This is a genomic window from Blastopirellula sediminis (genome assembly GCF_020966755.1).
Lineage (GTDB): Bacteria > Planctomycetota > Planctomycetia > Pirellulales > Pirellulaceae > Blastopirellula > Blastopirellula sediminis.
Map to the genome: position 1 here is coordinate 2,122,894 of NZ_JAJKFT010000010.1, position 15,726 is coordinate 2,138,619.

Annotated in this window: 15 protein-coding genes and 1 pseudogene; 5 read left to right on the forward strand and 11 right to left on the reverse strand. The window is 59.2% G+C overall.

Annotated elements, in window-relative coordinates; translation table 11 throughout:
• Nucleotides 1-169: 169 nt before the first annotated feature.
• Nucleotides 170-1,345 carry a sulfotransferase family protein gene (locus tag LOC68_RS20220; RefSeq protein ID WP_230222103.1) on the forward strand — a complete coding sequence of 392 codons (1,176 nt, stop codon included), beginning with the start codon at nucleotides 170-172 and terminating at the stop codon, nucleotides 1,343-1,345.
• Between the two features lie 227 nt (nucleotides 1,346-1,572).
• On the opposite strand, the gene LOC68_RS20225 is transcribed toward LOC68_RS20220, so the two are convergent.
• The 5 genes and pseudogenes from LOC68_RS20225 to LOC68_RS20245 all read right to left on the reverse strand — a co-directional run.
• Nucleotides 1,573-2,295 carry a hypothetical protein gene (locus LOC68_RS20225; protein ID WP_230222105.1) on the reverse strand — a complete coding sequence of 241 codons (723 nt, stop codon included), beginning with the start codon at nucleotides 2,293-2,295 and terminating at the stop codon, nucleotides 1,573-1,575.
• A 253-nt stretch (nucleotides 2,296-2,548) separates the two neighbouring features.
• Nucleotides 2,549-4,117 (reverse strand): Na+/H+ antiporter NhaC family protein, encoded by a 1,569-nt coding sequence (locus tag LOC68_RS20230; RefSeq protein ID WP_230222106.1) that lies wholly within the window; start codon nucleotides 4,115-4,117, stop codon nucleotides 2,549-2,551.
• Nucleotides 4,117-4,956 carry a sensor histidine kinase gene (locus LOC68_RS20235; protein WP_230222108.1) on the reverse strand — a complete coding sequence of 280 codons (840 nt, stop codon included), beginning with the start codon at nucleotides 4,954-4,956 and terminating at the stop codon, nucleotides 4,117-4,119. The genes LOC68_RS20230 and LOC68_RS20235 overlap by 1 nt, the downstream gene beginning before the upstream one ends.
• Nucleotides 4,957-5,059: 103 nt before the next feature.
• Nucleotides 5,060-5,488, reverse strand: a complete 429-nt coding sequence (locus LOC68_RS20240; protein ID WP_230225176.1) for a response regulator transcription factor — start codon at nucleotides 5,486-5,488, stop codon at nucleotides 5,060-5,062.
• Nucleotides 5,489-5,641: pseudogene (locus tag LOC68_RS20245) on the reverse strand (helix-turn-helix domain-containing protein); the annotation flags it as partial. It lies immediately after the preceding gene.
• A 626-nt stretch (nucleotides 5,642-6,267) separates the two neighbouring features.
• Between LOC68_RS20245 and LOC68_RS20250 the strand changes: the two are divergent.
• Nucleotides 6,268-6,531, forward strand: a complete 264-nt coding sequence (locus LOC68_RS20250) for a ribbon-helix-helix domain-containing protein (protein ID WP_230222110.1) — start codon at nucleotides 6,268-6,270, stop codon at nucleotides 6,529-6,531.
• 1 nt (nucleotide 6,532) lies between these two features.
• Nucleotides 6,533-6,862: a type II toxin-antitoxin system RelE/ParE family toxin gene (locus LOC68_RS20255; protein ID WP_230222111.1), complete on the forward strand. Its 330-nt coding sequence runs from the start codon at nucleotides 6,533-6,535 to the stop codon at nucleotides 6,860-6,862.
• A 9-nt stretch (nucleotides 6,863-6,871) separates the two neighbouring features.
• Here LOC68_RS20255 and mnmG read toward each other — a convergent pair whose 3' ends face one another.
• Nucleotides 6,872-8,704, reverse strand: coding sequence for a tRNA uridine-5-carboxymethylaminomethyl(34) synthesis enzyme MnmG (gene mnmG, locus LOC68_RS20260; RefSeq protein WP_230222113.1), 1,833 nt, complete (start codon nucleotides 8,702-8,704; stop codon nucleotides 6,872-6,874).
• A 59-nt stretch (nucleotides 8,705-8,763) separates the two neighbouring features.
• On the opposite strand from mnmG, the gene LOC68_RS20265 reads away from it, so the two are divergent.
• A complete protein-coding gene (locus LOC68_RS20265; protein WP_230222115.1) occupies nucleotides 8,764-9,684 on the forward strand; it encodes a phosphorylase family protein in 921 nt (306 codons plus the stop codon).
• 84 nt (nucleotides 9,685-9,768) lie between these two features.
• Nucleotides 9,769-10,749, forward strand: coding sequence for a tetratricopeptide repeat protein (locus tag LOC68_RS20270; protein ID WP_230222117.1), 981 nt, complete (start codon nucleotides 9,769-9,771; stop codon nucleotides 10,747-10,749).
• A 120-nt stretch (nucleotides 10,750-10,869) separates the two neighbouring features.
• Here the strand turns inward: LOC68_RS20270 and LOC68_RS28610 are convergent, their stop codons facing one another.
• From LOC68_RS28610 to LOC68_RS20295, 5 genes are all read right to left on the reverse strand, one after another.
• Nucleotides 10,870-11,526, reverse strand: coding sequence for a methyltransferase family protein (locus LOC68_RS28610; RefSeq protein WP_230222119.1), 657 nt, complete (start codon nucleotides 11,524-11,526; stop codon nucleotides 10,870-10,872).
• Complete coding sequence (locus LOC68_RS20280; protein WP_230222120.1) at nucleotides 11,523-12,590, reverse strand: hypothetical protein; 1,068 nt, start codon at nucleotides 12,588-12,590, stop codon at nucleotides 11,523-11,525. Before LOC68_RS20280 ends, LOC68_RS28610 begins: the two co-directional genes overlap by 4 nt.
• 468 nt (nucleotides 12,591-13,058) lie before the next feature.
• Complete coding sequence (locus LOC68_RS20285; protein ID WP_230222122.1) at nucleotides 13,059-13,397, reverse strand: P-II family nitrogen regulator; 339 nt, start codon at nucleotides 13,395-13,397, stop codon at nucleotides 13,059-13,061.
• A gap of 79 nt (nucleotides 13,398-13,476) precedes the next feature.
• Nucleotides 13,477-14,922, reverse strand: a complete 1,446-nt coding sequence (locus LOC68_RS20290; protein WP_315858786.1) for an ammonium transporter — start codon at nucleotides 14,920-14,922, stop codon at nucleotides 13,477-13,479.
• A gap of 231 nt (nucleotides 14,923-15,153) precedes the next feature.
• Nucleotides 15,154-15,708: a cob(I)yrinic acid a,c-diamide adenosyltransferase gene (locus LOC68_RS20295; protein ID WP_230222124.1), complete on the reverse strand. Its 555-nt coding sequence runs from the start codon at nucleotides 15,706-15,708 to the stop codon at nucleotides 15,154-15,156.
• Nucleotides 15,709-15,726 lie beyond the last annotated feature (18 nt).

The following is a 15,726-nucleotide window of genomic DNA, read 5'->3' on the forward strand; positions in this document are numbered from 1 at the left end:
AGGCCGATCAAGGGAGCAAAGTCGTTGATGCGGCTATGTTTATCGTGTCAATGGCGACTTGCTCGGAAAAATGGAGGGGTCGCTTAGAAAATCCCCGCCGCGAAAGCCGTTTTTTTAGCTACCATAGAGTGTTTCCGCCCCGTTTTCGTTTGTCGTCCAGGAAGCTCCGTTGACCGACCCCGCTGCGAAACCCCCTCGTAAACAGAAGGCGAACGCCTATCCCTGGTACAGTCCGCGCATCTGGCACGGGATGCGTTTTCGCCCCTGGATGCGTCTGCTAGCAAGACATCGTTTCGCCTTCCATCCGTTGCGGGTGACGATGGCGTTGATCGTCACGATCTTCACCCTGTTCAACAGCGTCTTCTACCGACTGCAGCTAGCAATCTGGGGGAAGAAGCTCAAGGAAACGGTTCCACATACGCCGATGGTCTTCATCCTGGGGCATTGGCGCAGCGGAACGACGTTTCTGCATGAGTTGATGTCTTTGGACGAAGCTTACACGTCGCCGACCACGATGCAGTGCTTTGGGCCGTGCGAGTTTTTGCTGATGGAAGACTTCGTGACTCGTTGGTTCAGCTGGCTGATGCCGAGCACGCGGCCGATGGACAATATGACGGTTGGCTGGGCCAAACCGCAGGAAGATGAGTTCGCCCTGGTCGCGCTCGGCGTTCCTTCTCCTTATTACCGGATGGCGTTTCCTGACCATGAGCCGGATGGGACCGAGTATCTCGACATGGACGGGATTGACCCGGCTGAGCAGGCCAAGTGGCGGGAATGTCTCGACTTCTTTATCCGAATGGTCACCCTGAAGCGGGACAAGCCGATCATCCTGAAGTCGCCGACCCACACCGGGCGCATTGGCTTCCTCGCCGAGATGTACCCCGACGCCAAGTTCATCCACATTTCCCGTAACCCAATGGAAGTCTTTGCGTCGACCGAGCGGTTGTGGCAAACCATGGACGAGGTGCAGTCGTTCCAGCATCCCAAGAACCCGAAGTATCGCCAGTACATTTTTGAATGCTTCGATCGGATGTACGGCGGCTATTTCCGCGACGCCGACAAGTTGAGCTCCGATCGTCTGATCGAAACGCGGTACGAAGACGTCGTCGCCGATCCGGTCGGCGAATTGGCGAAGATCTACGCGCAGCTGGGGCTGGGAGACTTCGAGCAGGTCCGTCCCCAAATGGAAGAAGCGACCGCCGAAAGCCGCAAGTTCGTCCGCAACCAGCACCAGATGGAAGAAGAACTAGCGAGCGAAATCTATCGCCGCTGGAAGCCCTACTTTGATCGGTATGGCTATGCCGCCGACGGAACCCTGGCGGAAGAAGCGCCGAAAGCGGAGTAGGCGAAAGGGCAAGTAATAGCCCGAAGCGCAAGCGAGGGAAATGCGTTAGGAATAATGACGAAAGTCGACATTCGTCGATTGCTTGCGAGCGAGTTTCCCTCGCTTGCGCTTCGGGCTACTAATGAGTTTCTCGCGACGAATTGGGCGACCCAAGAAATAGTCGAAGCCGATGGACCGGAGAAATCCATCGGCTTCGCCCTCCTGGGATTGTCCGGGGGAGACGCGCCTTACGGCAGGATGTAGCGGAAGAAGTTGCGGACCGGCTGGTTGTCGACATAGACCCGTGGCTGGCCGTAGATCCCTTGGCCGACGCTGAAATCGGCCGGGATGCCAGCGACCGGCAGGATCGGGCGGTACGTCGTGTTAAACCGAACCGGCGGAGGCGAAACGACCGTCGGGCCAGTGATGATCGGCGATTGCGTCACGATCGTCGTCGGCGCCGGAGCGGCGTAAGTGGCCGGAGCGACCGTCGGAATTGGATTGGGGGACGAATAGCAGACGGCCGGGCTGACGCTGGTTGTGGTCGGAGCCGGAGCGGCGTAGGTCGTCGTCGACGGAGTCGCGGCGGACCAATTGGTCGATGGCGCCGGGGCGACCACCTTCGGCGGCAAGTAGGTCGGCGGCGCCTGCGTGCTGGGGGCCAACGACGGGGCGTAGTCGGCGGCGTTGGCGTCGCTCGGCGACGATTGAACTTCGCTGGCGTAGAACATCGTGCGCTGGACTTCGGCCGGCGGAGTCGACGAAGTCTGCAGCGGTCCTTGTTCGTACCAAGGGGAAGCGGTCGAACCGACCGACGTGCCGACCGGCTTGGCGGTCACGATATTCCGCGAGACCATTTGCACGTTTTGCGGAGCGACTTGGTGAAAGCGATCCGCCCGTGGCGCTTGGGCGCTGGCGATCGCAGGGATCGTGATAGCGGCGGTGAGTGCAAGCAGGGTGGTGGATCGCATTTTGAATCTCCGTGGCAAAGGCCTTTTTCGTATTTACACGTCGACAGAAACATAGTGCAACGATCGTGCCGACGATCAAGCGACTCCGGTCGCTAGGAGAAACGCGTCAATCGGCGGCGGATAGGGCAATCGCCGATAAACGCAATGGAGATGCGATGTTGACCGTGCTATCGCCGCGAGCTAGCAAGCGGCGAAAAAAATTTGCAACGCGTAAGAGCGGTCACTTGTAACGATCGTGAGGCGCGTAATTCTTTCAAGCTTGTCTCTTTCCGAGACAAACCAGGATCGCTGCCAGTGCTGTCGCACCGAGCAGATGAGAAAGCCAAATCGGCCAGCCCAGCGCGACCGGAATCGTGCCGAACACAATCGTCATCACGCCGACGGTGATCGCATACGGCATCTGCGTATTCACGTGAGCGATGTGATTGCACCCGCATGATTGCGACGAGAGGATCGTCGTGTCCGAGAGGGGCGAGCAGTGATCGCCGAAAATCGCGCCGGCGAGAACCGTCCCGACAACCGCCGCCAACAGCGGTGAAGTCTCCGGCGAGACGTCCGCGCCAACCATCAGGTTATAGGTGAGCGGAATCGCCAGCGGCATGACGATCCCCATCGTCCCCCAACTGGTGCCGGTCGAAAAAGCCATCGCGCCCGAGACCAAAAACGTAACGGTCGGCAACAGCCAGAGCGGAATCGCTCCGCTGGTCAGCTCCGCCAAATAGAGGCCGGTTCCCAGGCCCCATTCTTTGTCGCTGGTGGTCGCTGCGAGCGCGCCGGAAAGCCAGAGGATCGCCAGCGCCGGCGTCATCGCGATGGCGCCTTTGATCATTCCCCAAAAGACCTTCACCGGCGGCACGATGCTTTGCGGCAGGATCATCAGCAGGGCGACCGCATTGCCGGCGACTGCCCCGTAGATGAGTGCGTCGTACGAACTGGCGTTGCCGAAGATATTAGCCCAGGTCGGCTCGATTTTTGCCTCGGCGACTGCGATTGATCCAGAGTGGTACAGCCACCACGTCACCATGCTGACGGTGGTCAAAATCGGCAGCGCCGCGTTCAGCCAATGGCTGGTAATGCCGGCGATTTCCTGAGGAGCGTCGAACAGCTGATCGTCGCTCGGTTCTTCTTCCAGACGCTTTCGTTCGGCGGTTAGCATCGGACCGAAGTCGCGATCAAGCCCGGCGACCAGAAAGACGAACAGCAGCGCCCAGAGTGGATAGAAGCGGTAAGGGATGCTCGTCAGGAAGAGCTGAATCGGCTCGATGCCGAGCGTGCTCGGCAAGTCGGTAAGCCCTTCGCCGATGTAGTCGATTTCGACGGCGACCCAGGTCGAAACGAGCGCCAGCCCGGCGACCGGCGCGGCGGTCGAGTCGATCAGAAACGCGAGCTTTTCGCGAGAGATCTTCAAGCGATCGGCGAGCGGCCGGGTCGTTCCGCCCAACAATAGCATGTTCGCGTAGTCGTCAAAAAAGATCGCCAGCCCCAGCAGCGAGATCAAGATTTGACCGCCGCGACGCGTTTGCGCCCAAGGGAGGACTCGTTCGACCAGACCTCGCATCCCGCCGGTGACGGTGATCAGCCCGACCATCGCTCCCATCGAAAGGGTGAAAGCGAACGCTTTCAGCTTGTCGACGTTCATCAGGTTGGCGCCAAGGTACTCGACGATCAACGTGTAGCCCGCCGTGATCGGGTTCCCGTCGCGAACGAGCAATGCGCCGAGGACGACGCCGATAAAGAGCGATAACAGGATGCGACGCGTCGTCAGCGCCAACACAATCGCCGTCAAAGGGGGAATTAAGCTAATCCAGCCGTGGTGGTCCATCAATCCGCTTTCTCATGGCCGATGGTCGACAAGTTCCAAGGGATTTGCAGGCAGAGCTGCGCTCCTTGTTTGTCGACATTTTGAAAAGTAACCGTGCCATGATGGGATTGGGCGATCGTCCAGCATTTGGTCAGGCCGAAGCCAAGACCGCGACCTGCTTCGCGACCAGAATAGAAGGGGTCAAACGCTTGGTTGCGAACTTCGGCCGGGGCGCCTGGTCCGCTGTCGGCGATCATGATAACGCAGCCTTCGTTTTGGGGAACGATGCTGACGATGATTTCGCCATCGGTGCTGATCGCGTCGAGGCTGTTTTGAATCGCGGCGGCGACGGCGGAGGCGATTTGGACGCGATCAGCGACGAGGGTAACGGTTGCGGGAGCGTGGAAGCATATCGAAGTCGATTGCGCTTCGGCGGCGACCGCCAGCGAATCGATTACTTCGGCGACTGCCGTAACTACGTCGAATGGCGCGAACTGCGGGGCGGCAGGTTGCGCAAATAACATCAGGTCGGCGATCATCGCGTGTCCGCGCATCGCTTGGGCGTAGATCGTCGCCAATTGCCGACGTCGTTCGGGGTCGGCTTCTTCCAACAACAGCGACTGAGCCCGGCTGGCGATGTTGGCCAGTGGGTTGTTGATTTCGTGACTGGCGCCATAGGCCAACTGCTTGAGGGCCGCCAGCTTGGCGTCGCGGACGAGAGTCGCCCAGGCCTGAGGAAGCCTGCCGCTGGCTTGCAGCTGCGACGCGACTTGGTCGCGCAGTTCCGGCGACAGTTCCGCGAAAAGAGCATCGAGCAAACGCCCGACCAGCGGATCATCGTCGGAAGCGGATTGCAGCATCGTGCGGCCAAAAGGGGGCGATCTAAAGAAAACGCGTATGCCGAGGAGTTCTCGGCATACGCGCCATTCGTTTCGTCATCGGCTGTGACGCAGCACAGCAGCGTTACATCGACGTAACCGATTCCAGGTCCAGCATGCCGCAGGCCCGGTCAAGCAACGCTTCGACCGAGAAGGGCTTTTGGATGAAATCGTTGGCTCCGGCGTCTTTGAGGTCCGAGACCTTGTCTTGTTCGATCATACCGCTGATGCAGAGGATTTTGACGTCCTCCATGGTGCGGTCTCCCCGAACTCGCTGGCAAACTTCTTTGCCGTTGATATCGGGAAGCATAATGTCGAGCACGACGATGTCGGGGTGGAACTCTTTGACGAGCATACCGGCGTCAAAACCGTTGTTGGCGGTTTTGATTTCGAATCGGCCGTCTCGTTCAAAGGCGTCGACCATCAGTTCGACCAGATCCTGGTCGTCATCGACGATCAACACCTTACGCTTACCGCTTTCCAACGCATCGGTCGGAATGCCGTTTTCTCTCATGAAATTGAAAAGTTGATCACGCGGGATACGGCGAAAACGACTGCCGGGAACGCGAAATCCTTTCAATTGGCCCGAATCAAAGCATCGAATGATGGTTTGCTGGCTGACTTTGCAAATTTTGGCTGCTTCGCCAGTCGTAAAAACAGTCTTCATCAGGTAACACCCTCTCCCTAGCCACACCCAGTACGGGTTGAAAGAGATCTCCCGCCCAGTGTGTATGAGCTTGTGATGCAGCTCCTTCGTCCGTGTAAATCGAGCCGGAAAGCTCGCTGATCGCTTTGTTTTTTGAAAGGTGTGTAGTCGCCACACCCTTCAGTTTTCGTTTATTTACGCTGACCATCCGGATATACCGAGATTGCCGAATTTGCCAACTGACGGAATTATATCGTTCAGAAAGGTCGCGTCAAGATTGATCTTTAGAACGCAAGGTATTGTCTTTTAAGGACTTGCGAAACGAATTTGTAAGACGTCCCGAAGAAATTGGACCGCGCTGCTCGTTTGACGACCAGCATTGATAGCGCTAGCACGCATCCGCCGATAGCAGCATTTTCGGGCCTTAAACCCTGACGTCCGCGTAGGTTTCGTCAATCAGGCGAACCGGGCGAGAGATACCCGACGGGGTGGGAGGCAGAGTTGCGGAAAGAGGTTCAAGCTTTCCTATGCGGTGCGGCGCAGACGGAACCAAGAAAGTCGAAAATCGCTGAGCAAGAACGACAGATTCCTTTGACCTGGCTATGGCATATATTGACAATAGATGTCATCAAACCAAGGGAGCAGGCATGGCCAGTACGTTGAATCTGTCGTTAACCGATGAGCTCCGAGCCTTCATCGACGAAAACTGCGGCGACGGAACTCTGTATGCGACTCCCAGCGAATTCGTCCGCGACTTGTTGCGACAGAGGAAGGCCCAGATCGATGCCGCCCGTGTGCAGGAGGCGATCGCCGAAGGGCTCGACGATGTAAAAGCAGGACGCGTGAAGCCAGCTCGAAAAGCGTTGAAAACGCTGGCGAAAAAATACGGCGTCGACAAGTCGGACCCGTAGAGTGGCGGCCTATCGCGTTCTTCTAACCGCCAAGGCCGAGACCGATATCGAGGCGGTTCTGCAATGGTTCGAATCGCAACAGGCCTCCGCTGCCGGAACTTACTGGCTCGCGGAACTTGCGACGAAGTTAGATACGTTGGAAAGTCATCCCGATCGTTGCGTCATCGCTGTGGAAACGATTGGTTGGGATGTAGAAGTTCGCGAGATTCTGTTCGGCAGTCGGCGGAACAAATATCGAATCTTCTTTCAGATTGCTGGGCAGGAAGTCACGATCTTGCGGATCTGGCACAGTGCGCGCGACGTACCCACCAGCGACGACCTGAGCGAGTAGTTGCGTACCCTACGCCGCCGGGATCCGCCCTTCCAGATACACCAGTAGCAGCGCGATATCGGCCGGGGTGATACCGCTGATCCGTTCCGCTTGGGCGAGCGTGCCGGGGCGATGCTTGGCTAGCTTTTCGCGCGCTTCGGCCCGCATCTGCGACAGGCCGGCGTAGTTGAACGTATCGGGGATTTGTTTGTCGGCCAGCCGCTTTTGCCGGGCGACTTCGGTCTGTTGGCGAACGACGTAGCCGGCGTACTTGATGTCGTAGGAGACCTGCTCGGCGACTTCGCGGCTGAACTGGGCGAGTTCAGGCTCGGCGGCGACCATCATTTCCCACGTCGCTTCGGGACGCTTCAGGTATTTGTCGAGCGGACCGCCGTCGATACGCCCTTTTTCGAGCAGCTTGCGGGCCGCTTCGATGTCGCTTTCTTTCTGCTGTAGCCGCTCCCGGCGAGCGGCGCTGATCAGGCCGCACTCGTTCGCTTGCAGCGTCAGCCGACGGTCGGCGTTGTCTTGCCGCAGCATCAAGCGGAACTCGGCTCGGCTGGTAAACATGCGATATGGCTCGTCAACGCCGCAAGTCACCAGGTCGTCAATGAGCACGCCGATATAGGCCTGGTCGCGCGACAGGATCAGCGGCGGCTTGCCGGCTGCAGCTAGTCCCGCGTTGGCGCCGGCGATCAAGCCTTGAGCGGCCGCTTCTTCGTAACCGGTCGTGCCGTTGATCTGCCCGGCGAAGTAGAGCCCGTCGACATCCTTCGTTTCGAGGGTCGGCCGCAATTGATCCGGCGAGCAGTAGTCGTATTCGACCGCGTAGCCGTAACGCATGATCTCCGCCTTCTCCAGGCCAGGGATCATCTTCAGCATCGCGTCTTGCACGTCGCGCGGTAGACTGGTCGAGATGCCGTTGACGTAGACTTCGCGGGTGCGGCGGCCTTCCGGCTCGAGAAAGAGCTGGTGCTGCGTCTTGTCGCGGAAGCGGACCACCTTGTCTTCGATTGACGGGCAATAGCGGGGGCCGCTTCCCTGAATCTGGCCGCTGTACATCGGCGCGCGATGGAGATTGGCCCGGATCAGCTCATGGACCGCTTCGTTGGTATAGGTGATGTGACACGGCATTTGCTGCAGCGTCAGATTGCCGGTCATGTACGAGAAGGGCTGCGGATCGTCGTCGCCCGGTTGTTCGGCGGTCGCCCCGTAGTCGATGGTGTTGGCGTTCAAGCGAGCCGGCGTGCCGGTCTTGAAGCGTTCGACCCGAAAGTTCAGACGACGCAGCGCCTGGCTGATTCCGCTCGACGTTCCTTCGCCGCCGCGACCGCCAGGGGTTTTCGCTTCGCCGGTATGCATGATCGCGGAGAGGAAGGTGCCGGTCGTCAGGACGACGCGCGACGCTCGATAGATCACGCCGCCGTGCACTTGGACGCCGGTGATCCGGTGGCGACCGTCCACTTCTTCGGTCAGCAGGTCGGCGACGATCTCTTGCCGCAGCGACAGATTCGGCTGGTCCTCGACCATCACCTTGACCAGGTTCTGGTACGCTTTCTTATCGGCTTGAGCGCGGGGGCCATGCATCGCCGGACCTTTGCGGCGATTCAGCAAGCGAAACTGGATGCCGGTTTCGTCGATCGCTTGTCCCATGGCGCCGCCGAGGGCGTCGACTTCGCGGACGATTTGTCCCTTCGCCACGCCGCCGATCGCCGGATTGCAGCTCATTTGAGCGACCGTATCGAGGTTGGTCGTCAACAGCGCCGTCTTGGCGCCCAGCCGCGCAGCCGCGAGCGCCGCCTCGGTTCCGGCATGGCCGGCGCCGATGATCAGGACGTCGTAGTGGTAGATGATTTCGGACATCGTCACCCAGTTTACGATAGGTCGCAGCTGCGAAACGGGTTATTTTAGCTGGAGAGGGCGTGACGCAACAGGTTCGGCTTGTCGCGGATTCGACCCTTTCGTCCTTCTCCCAGGTTCAAGCGAACGAGAATTTCATGCTGTTGCGGTGGTTGGTCGGCAATTGGATTCAAACCCAGGGACGCGGCCTGATTCAAGAACAACTGCAGGCCCGCGTCGCCGGAGAAGGGGAGCCGTGCCAGGTTCCTGACTCGATCGACGTCGCTTGCTTTTTCGCCCTGGGAATCGAGTCCGGCGGATTTTACGACCTGCTGGAGTCGCCGGAAACGATCCGGCACGAGGGGTTTGTCGAGCATCTGGGACTGCTCGACGGGCGGTTGATTTCGCTGGTCGAAACCGGCGTCGGCGGCAAAAAAGCGCGGAAGACGACTGAGCGGTATATCGAGCTCCGCAAGCCGCAATGGATCGTCTCGAGCGGGTTCGCCGGCGGATTGGCCGAGCCGGTGAAGAAAGGGCATGTGGTGATGTCCAATTCGGTCGTCCGGGCCGAGCGGGACGAACTGGTGATCCCTCTCTCGATGTCGGAAGAGCAAGCGGCGGCTCAGCCGGGGCTGCACGTCGGGCGGCTGCTGACGGTCGACAAGATCATTCGCACTCCTCGCGAAAAGCGTGAGCTGGGGGAAGCCAATGGGGCGATTGCCGTTGATATGGAGACCTATGCGACCGCCGACGCTTGTGCCGAAGGGAAGACGCGGTTTCTTTCGGTCCGGGTCATTACCGACGCCGTTGACGACGAATTGCCGAAAAACCTGGAGCGTTTGGTCGAGCAGACCAGCACCGCCAAGATGATCGGCGCCGCGGCGGCCGCGATCATCAATCGCCCTTCTAGCGTCCAAGACATGTGGCGACTGCGCGAGACCGCAATGAAAGCGAGCGACCGACTGGCCCGGTTCCTCCAGGGGGTTGTCCCTCAGCTAAAATAGGAGTCTGTCAGTAATATTTGCTCTTGTATCGATAGATTGCTACATTCGAGTCATCCTCAATAATCATGCGCGCGGAAAAATTTGATGGATGCTCAGCAAGCGGTAAACGCAGGCCTTGCGCTCTTGGAGCACGGCAAACGCGATGAGGCGCTCGAACAATTTGAACATGCGCTAGGGCTTGAACCGAAACATGGTCAGGCCTGGTTCGTCAAAGGTTGCGTAATGAGCGAACTTGGTCGCACGCGAGATGCGGCCGAGTGCTACTTGCAGTCGCTGCAATACGCTCCGGCCTACGCGGCGTTGATCTTGTTCAATCTAGGGAACTGCCTTCGCGATCTCGGCGAAGGAGAGCGAGCCCTGGAGTGCTTCCAGTCGGTGACCGAAATGGAGCCGGAGAACTCGGACGCCTGGATCAACCAGGGAGTCGTGCTCGACAACCTGGGACAGCCGGAGGAAGCGATCGCTTGTTACGACACGGCGATTCGTCTGGCGCCGGATGACGTCGACGCGTGGGCCAACCGAGGAAACAGTCTCCGCGCACTGCGTGAGTACGACGAAGCGATCGAGTGTTATGAGAAGGCGCTCCAGCTGAACCCGCACAGTCGGGCAGCGCTCGCCGGTCGCGGGATTTGCGTCGCCGAACTGGGCGATCCGGAAAAGGGCTTGCGTTTGATTGATCAGTGCAACAGCGAACCTCCGTTCCCGCCGCTGTTGATCGAACGAGCGACGATCCTGTCGCAACTAAACCGCTTTGACGAAGCGATCGCCGATATCGATCGCGCGGTCCGACTTGGCGCCAACTTCCCTGAAGCTTGGAGCAATCGAGGGGAATGTCTGGTTCGGCTTGGTCAGTTTCCGGAAGCGGTGAATTCGTTTGAAACGGCGCTGGCTCGCAATGCGCGGTTTGTGCCAGCGCTCTACGGAAAGGCTCGAGCCCTTTGCCTTTGTCAGCAGATGGACGCCGCTCGCGAAGCGCTGGAGATGTACTTCGCCCTGGCCGACGAAGACGATCGCCGCTGGGAAGCGGCCCAGCAACTACGCGAGTTCTGTTGGGAAGAGAACTAGGCGACGCTCTTCGTACGCGTCGCCTAATTCGTCATTGACTTGCGGCCACATTCCCTCGGCTTGCGCCTCGGGTTAGTGTGGGGCAGCTTGGCCGCTTTCGGCTCTCCGCTTTCCGCTTTTCTAGACCAACCCCGGAATCAACTTCCAGCGAACGCGTTGCGTGTATTCGCGGTAGTTGTCGTCCTGCGTCAGCAAGCGTTCTTCGGCCATGATCCGCAGCAGCCACAGCAGGATGCACGCGGCGTAGACCCCCGCGTTCCAGTAGCTGGTTTGGTTGATCAGGTAACCGCCGAAAGCGACGACGTAGCTGAGATAGAGCGGATGACGGACCCAGCGGTACATGCCGCCCGTTTTGATGCCGCGGTTGGCGGCGACGACGCCGATGCTGCGGTTCAACGAGGCCATCGCGAAGATCTGCAGACCCAAACCGGTGCACTGCACGATTTGTCCGAAGAGGGAGTCGTGCGTATGTCCGGCCGGCATGAACAGGATCACCGCGTAGGTTCCCATCAGGCCGACGGTCCAGTCGTACAGCGAAAACGAAACTTGTTGCGGCGGCTTCCGAATCAGGTAGAAGAAGACGTCGGTCGAAACCTTCACCAGAATCAGGAACGTGCTCAACCGATACCAGGTGAAGAACGCTTCTCCCTGGATCCAGGCGAAGCGGAAGAAAAATGCGGCCAACACAATGTTGGTGCACATTTCCCATACTTGGCGTTTGAACTTCGGCAGGTCGATCTCGGTCGGCGAGAACGAAGGGGTGGCGTTAGCGCTCACTGGGCGATCTCCATCGTTTCTTGAATCTTCTTTTTCCGAGCTTTCCAGATCAGCCCGTCGACGACGTAGTGGTGGAAGTTAATCGTCTGGTAAATCACCATCGCCACGAGCGGAATCGCAGCGATGACGCTCGTGTTGGTCACCATGTAGATGGCGCCGTAGGCGATCGAGGTCACGCCGAGGCAAACGGCGAAGTAGCAGAAAATATTGAACGGGTGGGTCTGGCTGATCGCCGACAGCAGCATGTGCTTCGGATCGGTCCCTTGCTTGAACCGATTGGCGTTGAACATCCAGACGATCAGGATGTACTGGGCGTTGTGCCAGACGTTCAGGACGAGCCAGCCGTGATCGATATTCTCGACCAGCACGTAGCCGACCGTGAAGATCGTCAGGTGGGTGAACATGTACATTAGCAGCGCCAGCGAAGTGCGGCCTTCGCGCCACGCAATCGCCTGACGAACGAGCCAAGCGGCGGTCACGCAGCCGGCGACGACGCCGGACGCGACGACGAGCCAATAGGGAGTCGGCAAGTACATCACCTCGGAGCCGAGGAATCGCGGCGAGGCTTGATACGAGCGATACAAGATGCCCCAGAGCGGAACCAGATAGAGCGACCAAGTGGTCAGCTTCTGATCGATCGCCGCCTGGGTTCCGCATTTGCGTTCGTAGAACCGCGTGATGCCGTAGCTTTGACGCGTGTAGTGGAACCATTGCCAGTAGAGATAGATCGTGGCAATCGCCCACAGTCCGAGGGTCAGACCGATGACCGCCGTGGCGGCCAAGACGATCCAGGGCAAAACGGTGAGCAGTTTGCGATGCTCTTGGGCGCTGTCGGAGTCGAAAGCGAGTCGCGTGAAAGTCGCGACGACGTGGTGATATCCCAGAAACCAGAGATCGAGCACCAGGATGATCGCAAACCATTCGGGACGAACGGAGACGATCGCGCCAGACGCCAAGGCGAGAATCGCGACGCCGAAGATCAGCGTCATGTCGAACTGGGCGTTGCGCAGCCAACCATAGCGTACGTCGGCTACGGCGCTGTCGGATACGGCGGCGGTACTCATTTTTACTCGTTCTCAATAGGGCCTAGGGCCTGCAGTACGAGGAAAGGTAGGTTGCCGTTCCCAGAGGGGAAAATAAAAAGGAGTTGATCTAAGCGGAATACGGAAGACGTTAAAAGCGACGTAACCGAATAAAATTCGGTGGTAGCGATCGTATGATTTGTAGGGTCCTCGGGTGGCCCGACCAGTCTGCTTCAGACTGGTTGGGTCGCGTCAGCGACAAGATGCAGCGACATGCGGATGGCGATGGACTTACGGTTCAATGTCGCCGGTCGTCTCTGAACGCCTCTTGGAGTCGTTTCCTTTCCGCGTGCTTTGTGGCCGGATGGCGCGGCATCTTGTTGCTGCGCAACCCAGCCAGTTCTAGGGAACTGGCCGGGCCACCCGGAACTGGTTAGCAAGAAATAAAAAACGCTCGGCCAGGCCGAGCGTTGGGAATTGTGCGTGCGTCTATGACCCTGCCTCAGGCAGTCAAACGGCGTCTTCTCCCATTTCGCCGGTGCGAATGCGGATCGCTTGTTTGACGTCGTAGATGAAGAGCTTGCCGTCGCCGATTTGGCCGGTTTGGGCCGACTTCAGGATCGTGTCGATCACCAGTTGCAAGTTGCCGTCGCTACAGATGATCTCGATCTTGTGCTTGGGGACGAAGTCCACCGAGTACTCGGCGCCGCGGTAGTTTTCGGTGTGCCCTTTTTGGCGGCCGTAACCTTGCACTTCGCTGACCGTCATGCCGTGCACGCCCATCTCGTTCAGAGCGTCTTTGACGTCTTCCAGCTTGTGGTGCCGAATAATCGCTTCCACTTTTTTCATATCGAACCCATCTCCCTGCAACCTGGCGCCCGGCACAAACATCCGCCGGGCGCGTCACTTTCTAGTCTAAAAAGAGGAGTTAATTGAAGATATAGCCTTCTTCTCCATGTTCGGCTAAGTCGAGGCCGCGAATTTCGCTTTCTTGGGAAACCCGCAGACCAATCGTGAAGTCGATCAGCTTCAGCAGGATGAAGGTAATCACTACCGAATAGAGGATCGTGATCCCTACGGCGGCGATTTGGCCAATCAGAAGCGAAATTCCGCCCCCTTCGTACAAACCAATCGGCTTGCCGGCCGCTTCGCCGAAGACATGCCGGGTCGCGAAGACGCCGGTCAAAATCGCTCCCAGCGTACCGCCGATTCCGTGAACGCCAAACGCGTCCAGCGAGTCGTCGTAGCGCAGTTTATGCTTCAACCGGATCACCGCCCAATAGCAAACGGCGCCAGCGATGGCGCCCATCGCCAAGGCCGGCATCGGCAGCACAAACCCAGCGGCCGGCGTGATGCAGACCAGACCGGCCACTGCGCCTGACGCGCACCCGAGGACGCTCGGCTTGCCATGGCTGATCCATTCCATCGCCGCCCAGGCGACCGCTCCGGCCGCCGCCGAGAAGTGGGTGACCGCGAAGGCGTTGGCCGCCAGGCCGTTGGCCGAGAGGGCGCTGCCGGCGTTAAACCCGAACCAGCCGAACCAAAGGAGGCCGGCGCCAAGCGTCGTGTAGGTCAGGTTATGGGGACGCATGTCGTCGTTGCCATAGCCGAGACGATTGCCGATCAAGAGCGCACACATCAGGGCCGAGATCCCGGAGCTGATATGGACGACCGTCCCGCCGGCGAAGTCGAGTGCGCCGCCGGCGATCGCAGATTCGCCGCCGTAGAACAAAATGCCGCCGTCCCAAACCCAATGGCAGAGCGGGCAATAGACGACCGTTCCCCATAGGACCGAGAAGAGGGCCATGCTGGAGAACTTCATCCGTTCGGCGAAGGCGCCGCAAATCAGCGCCGGCGTGATGATGAAGAACATCCCTTGAAACAGCATGTGCGTGTATCGTGGAATCGTCCCTTCCAGCGGCGTAATGATTTCGCCCGCCTGGGCGTCGTAATACGACTGCACGTTGTTCATGAACAGATAGTCGGCGTTCCCGATGTAGGGATCCGATCCGCCGAACGACAGAGAATAGCCCCATAGCGCCCAAACGACCGTCATCAGCCCCATCAGGAACATGCACTGCATCATGACGCTCAGGACGTTCTTCCGGCGGACCAGGCCGCTATAGAACATCGCCAGGCCCGGCGCGGTCATGAGCAGCACCAGCGCGCTGCTCATCAGCATCCAGGCGTTGTCGCCGGTATCGATACCCTCGCCCGCCGCAGCGTCCTGTTCGATCATTTCCGCCACGTCGGGCGATCCGACCGGCAGATCATCCGGTACCTTGGAACCGTCCTGGGCGAGCGCTAACGTAGCGGTCGTAAGAATCAATAGAAGCGCGCATAGGCTGAGCGCGCTGCGAACATGGGTGCGCATCGAAATACCTCGTAGGATGTGCCTGGGCCAATCGAGGAAAGTCACGCGCCGCCTAACGTCCGCCAGGATCGTCTCCCGCGCAGCTTTCCCTTCACTGGATGGAATTGCCGCCGGTCGCGTCCTATAAACGCAGCCGTGCCTATGCGGCGTTTCCCACATGAAGTTACCCAAGCTATTTCTCCCTTGACGCCGTGTAAAGGGCGGAATTCGTACAAGGAAGAAATTTTATCCTCACTTTGTCGTGGGACGCCACTCCGTTTCGGCGTGTCCGGCCAGTTGATTCGACCAGCGGGCCAGCACGAACAGGAGATCTCCCAGTCGATTGAGGTAGCGCAGCGCCACGTGCGCCGGCTCGTCGAGTTTCCCGTCGAAAAACGCGACCAGATGACGTTCGGCCCGGCGACAGACGGCGCGAGCTTGATGCAGATGGGCCCCCAGCGTCGATCCGCCGGGCAAGATAAATGCAGAAAGCGGGGTGAGTTGCGACTCGGCCAGATCGATCGTCTGCTCAAGCCGCTCGATCGCCTCGTTCCCCAACAGCGTCGTTCCGGCGGCGGTCGGATCGGGGGAAGCGATCTGGGCCCCGAGCCCGAACAGCTCGCTCTGGATCAGCAGGATCGGCCCGGCGATCTCGGGCGAAGCGGCCAGCGAGTGGACGATCCCGAGCAGGGCGTTCAGCTCGTCGACGTCGCCGATCGCAACGATGCGGCGATCATCCTTGCGGACCCGACCGCCGCGGTAGAGCCCGGTTTCTCCGGCATCGCCGCTTTTCGTATAAATCTTCATGGCATCGAATCCCGGCGA